The 15,382-nt window shown below is 64.9% G+C and carries 14 protein-coding genes; 6 read left to right on the forward strand and 8 right to left on the reverse strand.

Translation table 11 applies throughout. The features are described 5' to 3' along the window. The 3 genes from addB to trxA form a co-directional block, all read left to right on the forward strand. Positions 1-1,520: double-strand break repair protein AddB (gene addB, locus AC1P6P_RS08530; RefSeq protein WP_481402014.1), on the forward strand; the 1,520-nt coding region annotated here is incomplete at its 5' end. Continuing rightward, positions 1,517-4,882, forward strand: a complete 3,366-nt coding sequence (gene addA / locus AC1P6P_RS08535; RefSeq protein WP_481402015.1) for a double-strand break repair helicase AddA — start codon at positions 1,517-1,519, stop codon at positions 4,880-4,882. The genes addB and addA, both read left to right, overlap by 4 nt. A gap of 30 nt (positions 4,883-4,912) precedes the next feature. Then, a complete protein-coding gene (gene trxA, locus AC1P6P_RS08540; RefSeq protein WP_481402016.1) occupies positions 4,913-5,236 on the forward strand; it encodes a thioredoxin TrxA in 324 nt (107 codons plus the stop codon). Between the two features lie 253 nt (positions 5,237-5,489). Here the strand turns inward: trxA and AC1P6P_RS08545 are convergent, their stop codons facing one another. The 3 genes from AC1P6P_RS08545 to AC1P6P_RS08555 form a co-directional block, all read right to left on the reverse strand. Next, complete coding sequence (locus tag AC1P6P_RS08545; protein WP_481402017.1) at positions 5,490-6,044, reverse strand: DUF805 domain-containing protein; 555 nt, start codon at positions 6,042-6,044, stop codon at positions 5,490-5,492. An 84-nt stretch (positions 6,045-6,128) separates the two neighbouring features. Next, the gene (locus AC1P6P_RS08550) at positions 6,129-6,740 is read right to left on the reverse strand and encodes a DUF805 domain-containing protein (RefSeq protein WP_481402018.1); all 612 of its coding nucleotides are present in this window, start codon (positions 6,738-6,740) and stop codon (positions 6,129-6,131) included. A 218-nt stretch (positions 6,741-6,958) separates the two neighbouring features. Continuing rightward, the gene (locus tag AC1P6P_RS08555; protein ID WP_481402019.1) at positions 6,959-7,288 is read right to left on the reverse strand and encodes a hypothetical protein; all 330 of its coding nucleotides are present in this window, start codon (positions 7,286-7,288) and stop codon (positions 6,959-6,961) included. A gap of 517 nt (positions 7,289-7,805) precedes the next feature. Between AC1P6P_RS08555 and AC1P6P_RS08560 the strand changes: the two genes are divergently transcribed. Together AC1P6P_RS08560 and AC1P6P_RS08565 are read left to right on the forward strand one after the other, a co-directional pair. Further along, the gene (locus tag AC1P6P_RS08560; protein WP_481402020.1) at positions 7,806-8,546 is read left to right on the forward strand and encodes a YncE family protein; all 741 of its coding nucleotides are present in this window, start codon (positions 7,806-7,808) and stop codon (positions 8,544-8,546) included. A 99-nt stretch (positions 8,547-8,645) separates the two neighbouring features. Beyond that, the gene (locus tag AC1P6P_RS08565) at positions 8,646-9,200 is read left to right on the forward strand and encodes a GIN domain-containing protein (protein WP_481402021.1); all 555 of its coding nucleotides are present in this window, start codon (positions 8,646-8,648) and stop codon (positions 9,198-9,200) included. Between the two features lie 10 nt (positions 9,201-9,210). Here the strand turns inward: AC1P6P_RS08565 and AC1P6P_RS08570 are convergent, their stop codons facing one another. The 5 genes from AC1P6P_RS08570 to AC1P6P_RS08590 all read right to left on the reverse strand — a co-directional run bounded on the left by AC1P6P_RS08570 (position 9,211) and on the right by AC1P6P_RS08590 (position 14,344). Next, positions 9,211-10,512, reverse strand: coding sequence for a bifunctional folylpolyglutamate synthase/dihydrofolate synthase (locus AC1P6P_RS08570; RefSeq protein ID WP_481402022.1), 1,302 nt, complete (start codon positions 10,510-10,512; stop codon positions 9,211-9,213). Continuing rightward, entirely contained in the window at positions 10,512-11,444 is a 933-nt protein-coding gene (gene accD, locus AC1P6P_RS08575) for an acetyl-CoA carboxylase, carboxyltransferase subunit beta (protein WP_481402023.1), read from the reverse strand. The genes AC1P6P_RS08570 and accD overlap by 1 nt, the downstream gene beginning before the upstream one ends. A gap of 98 nt (positions 11,445-11,542) precedes the next feature. Further along, positions 11,543-12,340, reverse strand: a complete 798-nt coding sequence (gene trpA, locus AC1P6P_RS08580) for a tryptophan synthase subunit alpha (protein WP_481402024.1) — start codon at positions 12,338-12,340, stop codon at positions 11,543-11,545. A 148-nt stretch (positions 12,341-12,488) separates the two neighbouring features. Next, on the reverse strand, positions 12,489-13,700 hold the full coding sequence (gene trpB / locus AC1P6P_RS08585) for a tryptophan synthase subunit beta (RefSeq protein WP_481402025.1): 1,212 nt from the start codon (positions 13,698-13,700) through the stop codon (positions 12,489-12,491). Then, the gene (locus AC1P6P_RS08590; protein ID WP_481402026.1) at positions 13,697-14,344 is read right to left on the reverse strand and encodes a phosphoribosylanthranilate isomerase; all 648 of its coding nucleotides are present in this window, start codon (positions 14,342-14,344) and stop codon (positions 13,697-13,699) included. The genes trpB and AC1P6P_RS08590 overlap by 4 nt, the downstream gene beginning before the upstream one ends. 342 nt (positions 14,345-14,686) lie before the next feature. Between AC1P6P_RS08590 and AC1P6P_RS08595 the strand changes: the two genes are divergently transcribed. After that, positions 14,687-15,382: DUF6602 domain-containing protein (locus tag AC1P6P_RS08595; protein WP_481402027.1), on the forward strand; the 696-nt coding region annotated here is incomplete at its 3' end.

Genomic DNA, 15,382 nt, shown 5'->3' on the forward strand with positions numbered 1-15,382 from the left:
GGTTTGCCGACGTGCGCGATGTTCTGGCGCCGGTTGAAGCGGCACTGACCGGCGCCGAAGTACCGCTCAACGCGGTGTTGCGGGCGCACGTCGACGCCGCCGATGCACTGGCGCCGACGCTGTGGGATGGCCCCGACGGCGCTGCCGCCAACGATTTCATCCGCGACCTCGCCGATGCGGCCGGCGACCTGCCCGACATCGAGCCGGGCTCGTATGCACCGCTGCTGCGCGAGATGATGAACGAAACGCCGGTGCGCCCGGCCTTCGGACGCCATCCGCGGCTGGCCATTCTCGGTCCGCTGGAAGCGCGGCTGCAGAGCTTCGATCTCGTCGTTCTCGGCGGATTGAACGAAGGCTCGTGGCCGGCAGCAGCGGCGGACGATCCGTGGTTCTCGCGGCCGATGCGCGCGACGCTTGGCTTGGAACAGCCCGAACGCGCCATCGGTTTGTCGGCGCACGATTTCGCCACCTTGGCCGCGGCACCGCGCGTGGTGCTGTCGCGGGCGCAGAAGTCCGACGGCACGCCGATGGTGGCGTCGCGCTGGATCCAGCGGCTGCAGCAACTGACGCGCGGGCTCGGCATCATCGACAGCTTGGCGCTCGATCCGCAATATCGCGCCATTGCCGAGGCGCTGGCCGATCCCGGCTCGCCGATGCCCGAGCGCCCGCCTTATCCGCAGCCGCCGGTGGCGGTGCGTCCGCGCGAGATGTCGGTCACCGATGTGGAACGCTGGCTGCGCGATCCCTATGCCATCTACGCGCGGAAAATCCTGCGCCTCAAGCCGCTCGATCCGATCGACGCCGACATCGGTTACCTCGAGCGCGGCTCGGCGTTTCACAAGGTGCTCGAACGCTTCATCAAGCGCCACGCCGCGCTGCCGCCCGATGCCGTCGGCAAGATCGCCGAGATCGTCGACGAGGTGTTCGACGAAATGGCACTGCCGCGCGCGATCACGGCGCTGTGGCGGCCACGCTTCCTGCGGGCGGCGCAATGGTTCGTCGGCGTGGAAGCCGAGCGGCGCCCGCTGATTGCCGAAAGCTTCCTGGAAGTGCGCGGCGAGCTCAATTTTTCCGTAGACGGAGCACCGTTCCGGCTCTTTGGCGTCGCCGATCGCATCGACCGGCTGCGAGCGGGGGGCGCGGCGATCATCGACTACAAGACCGGCACGCCGCCGAGCGCCAGCCAAGTAAAGGTGCTGTTGTCGCCGCAATTGCCGCTCGAAGGCGCGATCCTGGCGGCGGGAGGATTCAAGACGGTGCCGGCGCTGACGCCCGCAGAACTCGCCTACATCCAGATCAGCGGCGCCGCCGAACCCGGCAAGGTCAAGGACATCGGCGACGATGCGGCGGTGCTGTCGTCGGCGGCGCTGGAGCGGCTGAAGGGGCGCGTGGCGCTGTTCGATCTCACAACCACGGGATACGAAAGCCGCGTCGCGCCCGCATACACCGACAGCGACGGCGATTTCGACCATCTGGCGCGGGTGCGCGAATGGTCGATGAGCGGATGGAGCGGGGAATGAACGCCTCCGATCCCACTCTCTCCGCCTGGGTCGCCGCCAACGCCGGTGCCGGCAAGACGCACACCCTGGCCAATCGCGTGACGCGGCTGCTGCTGGCAGGGGCGCGGCCGGAGCGCATCCTCTGCCTCACCTACACCAAGGCGGCGGCGGCGGAGATGGCGGGACGGCTGTTCACCCAGCTCGGCGAATGGTCGATGCTGTCCGACAGCGCCCTGGCCGAAAAGATCACCGCCGTCGGCGCCGAACCCGGCGGCAGCGAACAACTGAAGGAAGCGCGGCGGCTGTTCGCCAAGGCGCTCGAAACGCCGGGCGGTTTGAAAATACAGACCATCCATTCGTTCTGCCAATACGTGCTGGCGCGGTTTCCGATCGAAGCGGGCGTGCCGGCTTCGTTCGACATCCTCGATGATCGTTCCGCCTCCGACCTGATGGCGGCGGCGCGGGCCCGCGTCTTCGAACGCGCCGGAACCGGCGATGCATCGCTGGCGGCGGCGGTCTCCCATCTCGTCACCCATGTCAGCGATGGCCGGCTCGATGCCCTGCTGCGCTGCGCGCTCGGCGCCGACCGCGGCAAGCTTGACGCCTTCTTCGCGCGCGCGGGTGATGATTGGAGCGCATTGCTGAAGACCGCGCACGGTGCCGATCCCGACGATACGGTGGAAACCATCACCGGTGCCTTCTGCAAACTGCTGAAAGCCGACGAAGAAAAGCTGCAAGCGGCGATCGCATGGCTGGCGAAGGGCACCAAAGGCGACCAGGACAGGAGCGCGGCGCTGGCGACGGCGAAGGAGCTGCTGAGCGAGCTGGAACAGTTCGACGGCTTGTGCGACGTGCTGCTGACGGCCGAAGGCGCGCTGCGGAAAACACTGGCGACCAAGAAGCTGCTGGAACAGCGCGCCGATCTCGGCGAATGGCTGGTCGCGCTCGGCGAGCAGGCGATCGAAGCCAAAGCCAGGATCAATGCGGTGGACGCGGCCCTTTTGGCGGACGCAGCGCTGACCGTGGCGCATGCGGTGCGCGAGGTCTATGCCGCCGAGAAGCGCGCCCGCAATACGCTCGATTACGACGACCTGATCGGGCGGACGCATCGCCTGCTGCACAATCACGGCGCCGCCTGGGTGCTGTACAAGCTCGACGAAGGCATCGACCACGTCCTGATCGACGAAGCGCAGGACACCTCGGGCCTGCAGTGGGACATCATCCAGAAGCTGACGGAAGAATTCTTCGCCGGCGAAGGCGCCGCCCAGACGCTGCGCACCCTGTTCGCGGTCGGCGACGAGAAGCAGTCGATCTTCAGCTTCCAGGGCGCCGATCCCAAGCAGTTCGAGGCGCGGCGGCAGTTCTTCGAAACCCGCGCCAAGCAAGGCGGCCGCGAATTCCTCTACCAGCCGCTGCAGAACTCGTGGCGGTCGGCACCGGAAGTGCTGGCGTTCGTGGATGCGACCTTTGCCGCCGACGAAGCCCGCGACGGGCTGACCTCCACCGGCGCCGCGGTCGTCCATAACGCGCTGAAGACGGCGCTCAAAGGCTGCGTCGAATTCTGGCCGCCGCTGACGCCCGACGATGCGCCGGCGCGCGATCCCTGGGACCTGAGGCCGGTCGACATGGCGAAACCGGCGAGCCCGGTGGCGCGGCTGGCGGACCAGATCGCGACCCGCATCAAGGGCTGGCTCGTCAGCCACGCCGCCCTGCCCGGCCACACCAAACCGATCGAGCCCGGCGACATCATGATCCTTTTGCCGCGGCGTGAGCCGTTCGGCAGCGAGATCATCCGCCGGCTGAAGGAACGCGGCGTGCCGGTGGCGGGCGCCGACCGCATTGTGCTCACTGAGCAGATCGCGGTGATGGATTTGATCGCGCTCGGCCGTTTCGCCCTGTTGCCCGACGACGACCTCAACCTCGCCTGCCTGTTGCGCTCGCCGCTGGTCGGTCTCAGCGAAGACGAATTGTATGAGCTGGCGCAATCGCGCACCGGCTCGTTGTGGGACGAAGTCGTGGCGCGGCAGGATGGGTTCGCTGCGGCCTACACCTTCCTCACTGACGCGCGGGCGCGGGCCGACTTTGCGCCGCCGTTCGAGTACTTCGCCCACGCCTTGATCGACGGCCGCAAGAAGCTGCTCAAGCGGCTCGGCGCCGAAGCGAACGATGCCATCGACGAATTTCTGGCGCTGGCGCTGCAGTACGAGAACCAGTACACGCCGTCGCTGGAAGGCTTCCTCGCCTGGATCGAAGGCGGCGGTGCGCAGGTGAAACGCGACATGGAGCGCGGCCGCAACGAAGTGCGCGTCATGACCGTGCACGGCGCCAAAGGCCTGGAAGCCGACATCGTCATCCTGCCCGACACCACGCGCCTGCCCAACGACGCCACCGCCAACGGCCAGTTGCTGTATACGGGCGACGCCGTGCTGTTCCCGGTCGCCGACAAGCGGGCGCCAGAACCGGTCAAGGCCGCCAAACTCGCCGCCAACGACGCGGTCAAGCGCGAATACCGCAGGCTTTTGTATGTAGCACTGACAAGAGCCAAGGAACGGCTGATCGTCTGCGGTTTCGAAAACAAGACCGGCACCAAGCCGGGAAGCTGGCACACGCTGGCCGAACGCGCCGCCGCGGCCCTGGGCCTGCCGCAGGACGACGGCTCGCGCGTGTTCGGCACCGCGGCGCTCGAAACAATCGCGCCCACCGCGAAAGCGGCGACGGAGGCGTTCAACCTTCCCGCCTGGGCCACCACGCCCGCCAAGCCCGAGCGCCCGGCGCCATGGCTGATCCGCCCCTCGCTCGCCGCCGGCATCGACGAACCCGCCAAACGCTCGCCGCTGACCAGCGAAACCCCGAAGCGGCGCGGCCTTCTGGTGCACGCCATGCTGGCGCGCCTGCCCGATATCGCACCCGCCGACCGCGCCGCCGTGGCCGAGCGCTTCCTTGCCGCGCGCGCCGTCGAGGCCGACGAAGCCGCCACGCTGATCGCGCAAACCCTGGCGGTGATCGATGCGCCCGAATTCGCCGCCGCCTTCGCGCCCGGCAGCCGCGCCGAAGTCTCGCTGGTCGCCGACCTGCCCGAGATCGGCCCCACCGCGCGCGTGCATGGCCGCGTCGACCGGCTCGCCGTTAACGATGACAGCGTCCTGATCGTCGATTTCAAGACCGGCAGACCCGCCGCCGAAGCGGCCGACGTGCCGCGCCTCTACCTCACCCAGATGGCGCTTTATCGTGCCGCAGCGGAATGTATTTTCCCCGACCGCCGAATCGCCTGTGCGCTGGTCTGGACCGAAGGGCCCGCGCTGATGGCGCTGCCGCCCCAACTTCTGGAAGCGGAAACAAGGCGCATCCGTTCGCGCCTTGACCGCGAGGGGGGGCAAACCTAGATATAGGGGGTTGTCTTCGAGGAACCGCGTATGTCTTCGCCGATCAAAGTTACCGATGCATCTTTCCAGGCCGATGTGCTGAGCGCCAAGAAGCCCGTCCTCGTCGACTTCTGGGCGGAATGGTGCGGACCCTGCCGCATGATCGCGCCCGCCCTGGACGAGCTGTCGGCGGAACTCGGCGACAAGGTGACGTTTGCCAAGATCAACATCGACGAGAATCCCACCACGCCGCAGAAATATGGCGTGCGCGGCATTCCGACCATGATGATCTTCGCGCAAGGCCAGGTTGCCGCCACCAAAGTCGGCGCCCTGCCCAAGTCGAAGATCAAGGAATGGATCGAAAGCTCGATCTAGAGCAACGAACATTCAGACGAGATCACGTCGTTCATCTTTCCTCCCCCGCGCCGACAGATCCTTTCACGCCGCACCGCCGTCAAAATAGCGGGGGAGGTGGCGCGAAGCGACGGAGGGGGGACCGATTCGGCGCTAAAATATCCCCCCTCCGGCCCTGATGGGCCACCTCCCCCGCTGTTTCGGCGGCGTGCCAGTGTCATGATTTGAGCATCGCGGGGGAGGAAAGAATGATCTCGCTTGAACGTCCGATGCTCTAATTTCCTGACGTCTCGTTTCCAGCACTCAGCGGAACGACACCTGCGTTTGCCGCGCGCGGCTTGATCGGGCTTGGCCCGAAGCGGTTCGGAGCGGGATCGCCGCGGCGCACGTAGAGTTCGAGAAACGCCCAGAACGAAAAGATGCCGAGCGCACCGGCTACGAGCTGCAGCCATGCCGGCGCATGCGGCGGGCGAACGATGTAGCCGAGCCAGTAATAGGTCACGTATATCGCCACATTGGGTTCCAGCCACATCAGGATCAGCCAGCCGGCGCCCTTGCCGCGATCGTGCAGGCGCTTGAGCGTGACGGCGATACCAACCCATACGAAGGCGAGGTCGAGCGCCGTTACCAGAAATGCCAATGGCGATGCGCCCGACGGCGGCCAGTAGAGTGTGAGCGCCAGAGCCCGCCCTATGGCGGTGGACAGGTCGGCGTGCGGCGCCGCCGCCGTAGCGAGCGTCGGCACCACGATTGAGATCAGCGCATACAGCCACATCTTGGCGCGGTTGATGCGCCCGTGCGGGCTGAGCAGATACTGGATCACGCGCATGCCCCCCGTTTGCGCCACTGTCGCGCGGAAACAGGCCGCCGACAATACCGCCGGCGCCCTGCCCGCAACGCGCTGGATCGCGTGCTAGTCCTTCATCGGCTTCGGACGGCAGCCTTTGGCCGGCTTGTCCGGATCGCACCAGTTCGGATCGCGTGGATCGGGGCCGTATTTGTTTTCGCCCTTGGTGCCGCCGATCAGGAACAGGTCGATGAACACCCACAGCCCGATCAACATCGCGACCGCATAAGCCGCTTTGCCGGCGATCGGCATCGCCTGCATCATCGCGTGCGGCCCACCGTGATGCGGCATTCCCGCCGCGTGGCAGGCATAACCGTGCAGCGCCACCGGCACGGCCCAATACAGGACGAGCCACCACGCGCTCTTGGCGCGATCGTGCAGCCGCTTGATGTAGACTGCGAACTTCGCCCAGATCATCGCGAGAACGATCAGCGCAAGGACGATCATGGCGGCGATCGAAACCGTGCCCTTGCAGGCCGGATGCGGAACCTTCGCCCAATCGACCGGCGTGTGCGCCGTGTGCGCCTTCAGCGCCGCAAGCGTCGCGCTCCAATCGAAGCCATACGCCACCACCAGGCCCATCACGACATAGGCCGCGATGGCGATAAGAATCCAAAGCCAGATCTTGGCGCGGTTGATGCGCCCCGAGAATCCAAACAGATAATGCCGTGTTGTCATGATCTCCCCCATTGCCCTTTTTGTGGGCGTAAGCATCTTCCTCGTTGGGGGCGACGGGAACGTGACGGTGCGACACATCTGCCAACACCAGACGCGCGTAGGCGATCGCGAATTTCAACCGCCGGATATGGTGGCGCGCGAGTTTGCGAACCGCGCGCATCTCGGCGGTGTGCATCCCGGTGGTAACGGCGTTGCGGTTGCCCGGCTGTCCGCCAGGCTCACGACCTGTCTTCCGCCTCGGCACGATCGACCGCCTCGACATCAAGAACGGGTGGCATAGGTACAGTCGTTTTCAATTTCCGGCGGGAGGGGGGCTGGTGGACATAAGTGAAGGTGTAGCCGTCGCGCGTTCCGGTCAGCCGCCGCAGCACATTCGCGGTCGCCGCCTGGGCCGCCATCAAGCGCACGGCGGTGATCCACTTCTCACGATAAAAGCTGTCGGTCGCTTCGGAATTCTCGGCGGCAACCTGGATCCGCGTAAACGCGGCATGGGACGCTTCCATCTCCTCAGCCAGGAGTTGAGCGGCACGGGAAATCGGGTCAGTCACGGGCATCTGTCTCCTTTTGGTACAGTCTTCTCCAAAGAGATGGGTACCCGCCCGACGGGATACAAGGTTAATTTTCCTAAAAAGTGGCGGCGAGACTTGCGGTAATGCCCACCCTACGTCGCCGGGCCCCACCTAGTGCTGAACTCAATAACGGGCTTTGTAATGGTAAGTACGGCTTTGTCGTTCTGAGAAAAGACGCAAAGGGCCGTCTGGTCGTGGTTGCCCCATACGACGCGATCCTGGTTGACTATCGCATTGCAGCCTGAGCGGATAATTGAACTTCGACTTGCTGAGCTGCAAAATAGGTTTTTTCGCCGAGTTTGCGCCTAAACCCGCAGCCACCGCCCACTTTCTACTTTTCAGGGCTGTAAACGTGTACGCGCGTTGATTTAGAACGGTTCCATGTAATCGGTGGGTGGCGGGGGAATTGGGTATTGGGGGTTACCTTGCGTCGTGGGGGGCTTGGTTGGCGCCACCGCGACGGGTTGCGGTTTCGTGGCGGGACTATGAATTCATCGTGGCCTCGAGTTCGGGGCTTTTTCTTTGTTCGCGCCACCGCTGGCTACGGCTGTTCGCTGGCCGGCATACTGCCGTCGCCTTTGCCGATAACGCGATGTTCGTGTTCCAGCTTCATCCCACGCTCACGCGCGGGCGCATCCGGCGGATCGGGCTCGACGGCACCTGCCACACCGTGGTCGACGGGCTGCCGGGCGTGCGCCATCTGCTCGACAGCTGGGAGGGCCGGCTTTATGCGGCGGGAGCGGAGCGCATCCGCGTCTTCGACCTGCACAGTTTCGAGGAAACCGACGACCTCGGCCCGGTGCCGGTGCATGGTCACCCCTGCACCCTCAGCGGCCTGATTTTCCGGCACGACAAGACCTATGTGTTGTGCAACGAGGGCGACGCAAGCCATGTCGTCGTCGGAGACCGCGCCTTCCAGCCCGAGCGCACCATCCCCCTCCCCGGTCGCGAGGCGCATAACATCGCCTTTCTCGGCGAGCGCCTGCTGGTGTGCGATTCCGCCGGTGGACGGCTGATCGACGGCAACGAAACGCTGGCCCGCTTCGACGGTTATGTGCGCGGCCTGGCGGTGACGGTCGACAGCGTGGCGATCGGGGTCTTTAACGCGGCGGGCGGGCGGCTGGAGTTTCTCGATCACATCTTCCTGACGACCGGCTCGCTCGCCCTGCCTGGCGACATTCACGACGTGCGCGCCCGCCCCGACGGCAGCTGCAGCGAGGGTAACGACGAGGCGTGAGCGTGGTTCATGGCGATCCCCCGAAATCACCATGGGCTTAAACTAGTGCAGAACCCGCGGCGGAACTCCATATTCACCTGACGTTCCGAGGAGATGCTCATGATCCGCTTTGCTGCCCTTGTCGCCGTGATGCTTACCAGCGCCGCGTTCGCCGGCCCCGAACTCAAATTTCCCGCTTTCACCGGCATCAACGTCCATGGCGGCGCTCACGTCGTGCTGCGCCACGGCAACGTCCAGCGCGTCACCGTCACCAAGGGCGATGCCGGCAAGGCCGATCTGCACATGAGCGGCACCAGCCTCGACATCAGTCCGTGCAAGAACTGGTGCTGGAACGTCGGGCCGTTCGAAGTGGAAATCGTCTCGCCCAAGATCGACGCGGTGGAAGCCCATGGCGGCGGCGCGCTCGAAGCGGTCGGCGAGTTTCCGCACCAGGGCGTGCTCACCGTCGCGGCCCACGGCGGCGGTGCCATCGATACCCGCGCCATTCCGGCCGATACCGTCACCGCGGCAGCTCACGGCGGCGGCGCCGTCCATGTGCGCGCGCTGAATGCGCTGGTCGCCGCAGCCCACGGCGGCGGCGCCATCTCCTACGCCGGCAACCCGCCCAAGGTCGTCACCCAGACCGGCGGCGGCGGCGCCATCAGCAAGGAATAACGGCGCGCCTTCACCCGTTCTCCGCCAGCACTTTTCCGGCGAGATAGAGCGAGCCGCAGATGAGGATGCGGGGCGGGGTGTCTTCGTCGTCCATGCGCGACATGGCGGCGACTTGCAGCATGGCATCTTCGATGTCTTCGCCGGGCGAGGCTTCCAAGCCGGCGGCGCGAACACGATCGTACAAAGCGCCGGGACCGAGCGCCGCGTCTTCGCCTGGGATGGCGATGGTGACGACGTGGCGCGCGAGTCCGCGGAAGGCCGAAAAGAAACCGACAGCATCCTTGTTGGAGAGCATGCCGGAGATCAGATACAGCGGCTTCTCGGCGCGCTCTTCGAGATCGGCCATGGCGCGCGCCACCGCAGCAGCGCCGTGAGGATTGTGGCCGCCGTCGAGCCAGACCTCGGCATCGTGCGGGGCGATATCGATCAAGGGGCCGTGGCTGAGGCGCTGCATCCGCGCCGGCCATTCGACCGTACGCAGACCTTTTTCGATCGCCGCATCTTTGACCCAATCGGAGGCGCGCAGGGCGGCGATGGCGGTGGCGGCGTTCTCGATCTGATGCCGGCCGACCAAGCGCGGCAATGGTAGGTCGAGCAACCCATTGAGGTCCTGGTAGACCATGCGGCCGTGTTCCTGATGGGCGAAGAAATCCTGCCCGAACGCGGTTACCGGCGCCCCCAGCGCATCGGCGCGCCTGAGGATCACGTCGCGCGGGATGTCGTCTTGCGCTCCGACGATCACCGGACAGCCGCGCTTGATGATGCCCGCCTTCTCCGCGGCGATGCCGGCGATGTCGGTGCCGAGAAATTCGGCGTGATCGAGGCCGACCGGCGTGATCACGGCAGCGCGCGGATGCTCCAAAACATTGGTGGCGTCGTATTTGCCGCCGAGCCCGACCTCCATCACCAGCGCGTCGGCCTTGTGGCGCGAGAACGCCAGGATCGCGGCGGCGGTGGTGATTTCGAAAAACGTGATCGGGGCGCCGTCGTTGACGCGTTCGCACTCTTCGAGCAGCGCGGCGAGTTCGCTTTCGCTGATAAGATCGCCGGCGAGGCGGATGCGCTCGTGAAAGAACACCAGATGCGGCGAGGAATAGACGTGAACCTTCAGCCCCTGCGTTTCCAGCATGGCGCGGCAGAAGGCGCACGTTGAGCCCTTGCCGTTGGTGCCGGCAACGTGAATCACCGGCGGCAGGCGCTTTTCGGGATGACCCAACTGCGCCAGCAGCCGCTGGATGCGGTCGAGCACCAGGTCGATCTTCTTGGGATGCAGCTTGAGCAGACGCTCGAGAACGATGTCGCTGCCGCCCATCACTTTCGCGCCGCGGGCACCAGCGCCAGATTGCCGGACAAGACGCGCGGCGGCATCGGCAACACCGCGTGCGGCTTGGAACGCCGCATCAGCATGTGCAGCACCTTCGACAGGCTGCTGCGCATTTCCTTGCGGTTCACCACCATGTCGATCATGCCGTGCTGGAGGAGATATTCCGCGCGCTGATAGCCTTCGGGAAGCTGCTCGCGCACGGCGTTGGCGGTGACGCGCTGACCGGCGAAGCCGATCAGGGCATTGGGCTCGGCGATGTGAATATCGCCCAGCATGGCATACGACGCCGAGACGCCGCCGGTGGTCGGATCGGTCAACACCACGACATAAGGCAGCCCGGCATCGCGCAGCATGTCCACCGCGATGGTCACGCGCGGCATCTGCATCAGCGAGAGAACGCCTTCCTGCATGCGCGCGCCGCCCGAGGCGACGAACAGGATGAAGGGACGGCTTTCATCGACCGCCGACTGCATCGCATTGACCAGCGCCTCGCCGACGCCCATGCCGAGCGAGCCGCCCATGAAATCGAACGCCTGCACCGCCACCATGATCGGCAGATTGTCGAGCGTGCCGCGTGCCGCCGACAGCCCATCGATGCGCCCGGTCTTCTGGCGCGCCTCGCGCAGGCGGTCGGAATAGCGCTTCTCGTCGCGGAAGCGGAGCGGATCGGCCGCGACTTCCGGCGGGATCAGTTCCTCGAAGGCGCCGTTGTCGAAAACTTGCGCGAACCGCTCGGGCGCGCCGATGCGCATGTGATGGCCGCATTGCGGGCAGACGAACAGCGCCGCCACCAGATCGCGGTGGAAAATCATCTCGCCGCAGGCCGGACACTTGCGCCAGAGGTTGTCGGGCGTCGCGGACTTGACCGCGCCGATCAGGCTTTTGATCCGAGGACGGACGAAATTGGTGAGCCAGCTCATGCTTTATCCTACGCCTCTTTCACTGCGGGGCGAAGCGCCCCCTCCGTCTCTCGGCTTCGCCGCGATCCACCTCCCCCGTGAAGGACGGGGGAGGAAAGCTAAACGCGTGCCCCGTGCACCGCCTCGGCAAGGTCTTTGCAGTAGGCGATGGTTTCGTCGATGCCGGCGCCCGACGCCATGCGGTCGACGATGGCGGACCCCACCACCGCCGCATCGGCGAATTTGGCCACGGCCGCGGCCCGTTCCGGCGTGTTGATTCCGAAACCGACGGCACACGGAAGCCCGGTTGACGCCTGCAGTCCAGCCACCGCGGCGCGAACATCGGCCTCGGCGAAGCTTTTTGTTCCCGTCACCCCGGTGATCGAAACATAGTAGAGGAAGCCACCGGCCCCATTCAGAATGGTTTTCAGGCGTTCGGCGTCGGTCGTCGGTGTGGCCAATCGGACAATGTCAACCCCGTGCGAGGCGGCCGGCAGGCGCAGAATTTCGTCCTCTTCCGGCGGCAGATCGACGGTGATCAGGCCATCGACGCCGGCTTCGGCCGCATCCTTCACAAACCGGGCGGTGCCGTATTTGTGAATCGGATTGCAATAGCCCATCAGCACCACCGGCGTCTTGCGATCAGTCTTGCGGAAGGTGCGGACCAGTTCGAGCACCTTCGCCAGCGTCATGCCGGCCTTGAGCGCCCGCTGCGACGACGCCTGGATGGCGGGACCATCGGCCATCGGATCGGAGAACGGAACGCCGAGCTCGATCAGATCGGCCCCGGCGGCGGGCAGCTTCTCCAGCAGCGCGCCCGTGGTCTCGGCATCGGGATCGCCAGCGGTGATGAAGGAAATGAAGGCGGCGCGGTTCTGGTTGCGCAGCTCTTCAAAACGGGAAGCAATTCGGCTCATGGCGTGACCTCTTCACCTCCCCCTTGCGGGGAGGTCGGAGTGCGAAGCACTCCGGGTGGGGGGCGGTGTTCGTGGAGAGCGCGGCCCCCCACCCGAAAAACCGCTGCGCAGTTTTTCGACCTCCCCGCAAGGGGGAGGTGAAACAAACTCATATTTTCTCTCCCAACACGGCCGCAACCGTGTTCGCGTCCTTGTCGCCGCGGCCCGACAGGCACGCCACGATCAGCTTGTCCTTTTCCATGTCCTTGGCGATGCGCATGACGTGCGCGATGGCGTGCGAGGATTCCAGCGCCGGGATGATGCCTTCCAGCTTCGACAGCGCGACGAACGCATCCACCGCCTGCTTGTCGGTGACCGAGAAGTATTTCACCCGGCCGGTATCGCGCAGCCACGAATGCTCGGGGCCGACGCCGGGATAGTCGAGGCCGGCGGAAATCGAATGCGCCTCCATCACCTGGCCGTCGTCGTCCTGGAGCAGATAGGAGCGCTGGCCGTGCAGCACGCCGGGCACGCCTTTCGACAGGGTGGCGGCATGATACGGCGTATCGATCCCCTTGCCCGCCGCTTCGACGCCATGGATTTCGACGTCAGGATCGTCGAGGAAGGGATGGAACATGCCGATGGCATTGGAGCCGCCGCCGACGCAGGCGGTGACGAGATCGGGCAAGCGGCCTTCGCGCTCCTGAATCTGGGCGCGGGTTTCGTTGCCGATCACGACCTGGAAATCGCGCACCATGCCGGGATAGGGATGCGGGCCGGCGGCAGTGCCGATCATGTAGAAGGTGTCGTTCACATTGGCGACCCAATCGCGCAACGCCTCGTTCATCGCATCCTTCAGGGTGCGCGAACCGGACTTCACCGGCCGCACCTCGGCGCCCAAGAGGCGCATGCGGAAGACGTTGGCCTTCTGGCGCTCGACATCGACCTCGCCCATGTAGACGACGCAGGGAAAACCAAAGCGCGCCGCGACGGTGGCAGTGGCGACGCCATGCATGCCGGCGCCGGTTTCGGCGATCAGCCGCGTCTTGCCCATGCGCCGCGCCAAGAGCACCTGCCCCAGGCAATTGTTGATCTTGTGGGCGCCGGTGTGGTTGAGGTCCTCGCGCTTGAGATAAATCTTCGGGCCGCCGAGATGGGCGGTGAGACGCTCGGCGAAATAGAGCGGGCTCTCGCGGCCGACATAATGCTTGAGCAGGTCCTTCAACTCGGCGTGGTAGGCGGGATCGGCCTTGGCCGTCTCATACGCCTTTTCCAGTTCGAGGATCAGCGGCATCAGGGTTTCGGCCACGAACCGTCCGCCATAGGCGCCGAAATGGCCGTCGATATCCGGACCGGTACGATAGGAATTGGGGGTATTCACGCGAGGGAACCTCCTCTGGCGGCGGAGACGAATGCCGCGATGAGTTCGGAATTTTTGACGCCGGGCGCACTTTCGACGCCGGACGAGACATCGACGCCGGGCGCCTGCGACGACGCGATGGCGCGGGCGACGTTGGCGGGCGACAGGCCTCCGGCGAGCAGCCACGGCCGGGCGAAGCGGCGGCCCTTCACCAGCTGCCAATCGAAGGCGACGCCATGGCCGCCGGGACGCGTACCGGCCGGGGCTTTGGCGTCGAACAAGAACATCTCCACGAACGGCGCGTAGGCCGCGACGGGGGCGAAGTCGGCGGCCTCGGCAATCGCGAACGCCTTCACCAGCGGCACGCCGAAACGGGAATGGAGCGCGGCAACGCGTTCGGGTGTCTCGCGACCGTGAAGCTGGAGGAAATCGGGGCGGACCGCGGCGATCAGCGCGGCGACGGTCTCGTCATCGGGATCGCATAAAAGCGTCACCAGCCGGGCGCGGCCACGGATGCGCTCGGCCAGCGCGCGGGCGGCTTCGAGCGACAGGTGGCGGGGCGATTTGGGGTGAAACACCAGGCCGCAAAAATCGGCCCCCGCCCGCACCGCCGCATCGGCCGCCGGGGCGGTGTTGATCCCGCAAATTTTGACGAGAACTGCCATCAGGGGGCGCTTATCGCCGCCGTCGACGGGGAAATCAAGCGAGCCCGGGGGATTAGGCTAACTATTTGAGCAAATTTGACTTTCACGCGGAGGCGAGCGCGCCGGCATCTTCGCGGCCAGCTCTCGACCGGCTAGGAAACTCGACGATCACGGTCCCAGCCGCCCCGCGCGCCCGCGCCATGGGGGTGAAAGATGAATGTCCACTTCTGCTCAAACCAGACATTCGGCGAATGGCAAGGATGCGCCAGATAGCGACATTGCTGATATCGAACCCGGATTACTCTGGCTGAACCATATCCGGTCAATTACCGTCCAAGGCAGCTCAATTCTGGAGGGGGCAGGATGGATACGCGCTCATTGTTTCAACAAATCAGCAGGAAAATGCACGCTGACTTTGAGATGTCGGCGCAAATCAGGCATTCCGGTACAAAGGGCACTACGCGCGAAAACGTACTTCGAGAATTTTTGAAGGCGGGCCGACTTCCGGACAAATACGCCATTGGTTCCGGCGAAGTTGTTGGCAGAGTGAAGGACACGTCGCGCCAGTGCGACTTGATCATATATGACCGGGAAAATGGTGTGACGCTTCTACGTGACGAGTCGGTGCAGGTTTATCCGATTGACTGCGTCTACGGGATTGTGGAGGTCAAGTCGTCTTTATCCAAGGTCGAGTTATTGGATTCTCTCGAAAAAATTAAAGCCCTAAAGGAGATGAAGCCTAGCGGCGCCGTCAACAAAGCGATGGGAGGAGGATGGACTATGTCTCACAGTCGACCCAGACCATTCGGAATGGTGTTCGCGTACGCACTGGCTGGAAACTCCATGGATTCACTGCAGCAAAACCTCATCGAATGGGAGAAAACCAGTCCGCCATCCTCGTGGCCTAATTACATTTGCGTGCTGGACGAGGGCAATATTTTCCATCACGAAAAGCTATTTGAGACCTGCATAGACAGCGACACGATCACTGACGGTTGTTGGCCGATTTCTATCTGCTACGCAGAGGATAGCCTATTTCAGTTCTACTGCGCGCTACAC

The organism is Rhizomicrobium sp. (assembly GCF_056722145.1).

Bases quoted from the DNA above. Each gene is read 5' to 3' on its own strand.
- addA (WP_481402015.1), top strand. From the start codon at position 1,517: ATGAACGCCTCCGATCCCACTCTCTCCGCCTGGGTCGCCGCCAACGCC.
- trxA (WP_481402016.1), top strand. From the start codon at position 4,913: ATGTCTTCGCCGATCAAAGTTACCGATGCATCTTTCCAGGCCGATGTG.
- AC1P6P_RS08545 (WP_481402017.1), bottom strand. From the start codon at position 6,044: ATGCGCGTGATCCAGTATCTGCTCAGCCCGCACGGGCGCATCAACCGC.
- AC1P6P_RS08550 (WP_481402018.1), bottom strand. From the start codon at position 6,740: ATGACAACACGGCATTATCTGTTTGGATTCTCGGGGCGCATCAACCGC.
- AC1P6P_RS08565 (WP_481402021.1), top strand. From the start codon at position 8,646: ATGATCCGCTTTGCTGCCCTTGTCGCCGTGATGCTTACCAGCGCCGCG.
- AC1P6P_RS08570 (WP_481402022.1), bottom strand. From the start codon at position 10,512: ATGGGCGGCAGCGACATCGTTCTCGAGCGTCTGCTCAAGCTGCATCCC.
- accD (WP_481402023.1), bottom strand. From the start codon at position 11,444: ATGAGCTGGCTCACCAATTTCGTCCGTCCTCGGATCAAAAGCCTGATC.
- trpA (WP_481402024.1), bottom strand. From the start codon at position 12,340: ATGAGCCGAATTGCTTCCCGTTTTGAAGAGCTGCGCAACCAGAACCGC.
- AC1P6P_RS08590 (WP_481402026.1), bottom strand. From the start codon at position 14,344: ATGGCAGTTCTCGTCAAAATTTGCGGGATCAACACCGCCCCGGCGGCC.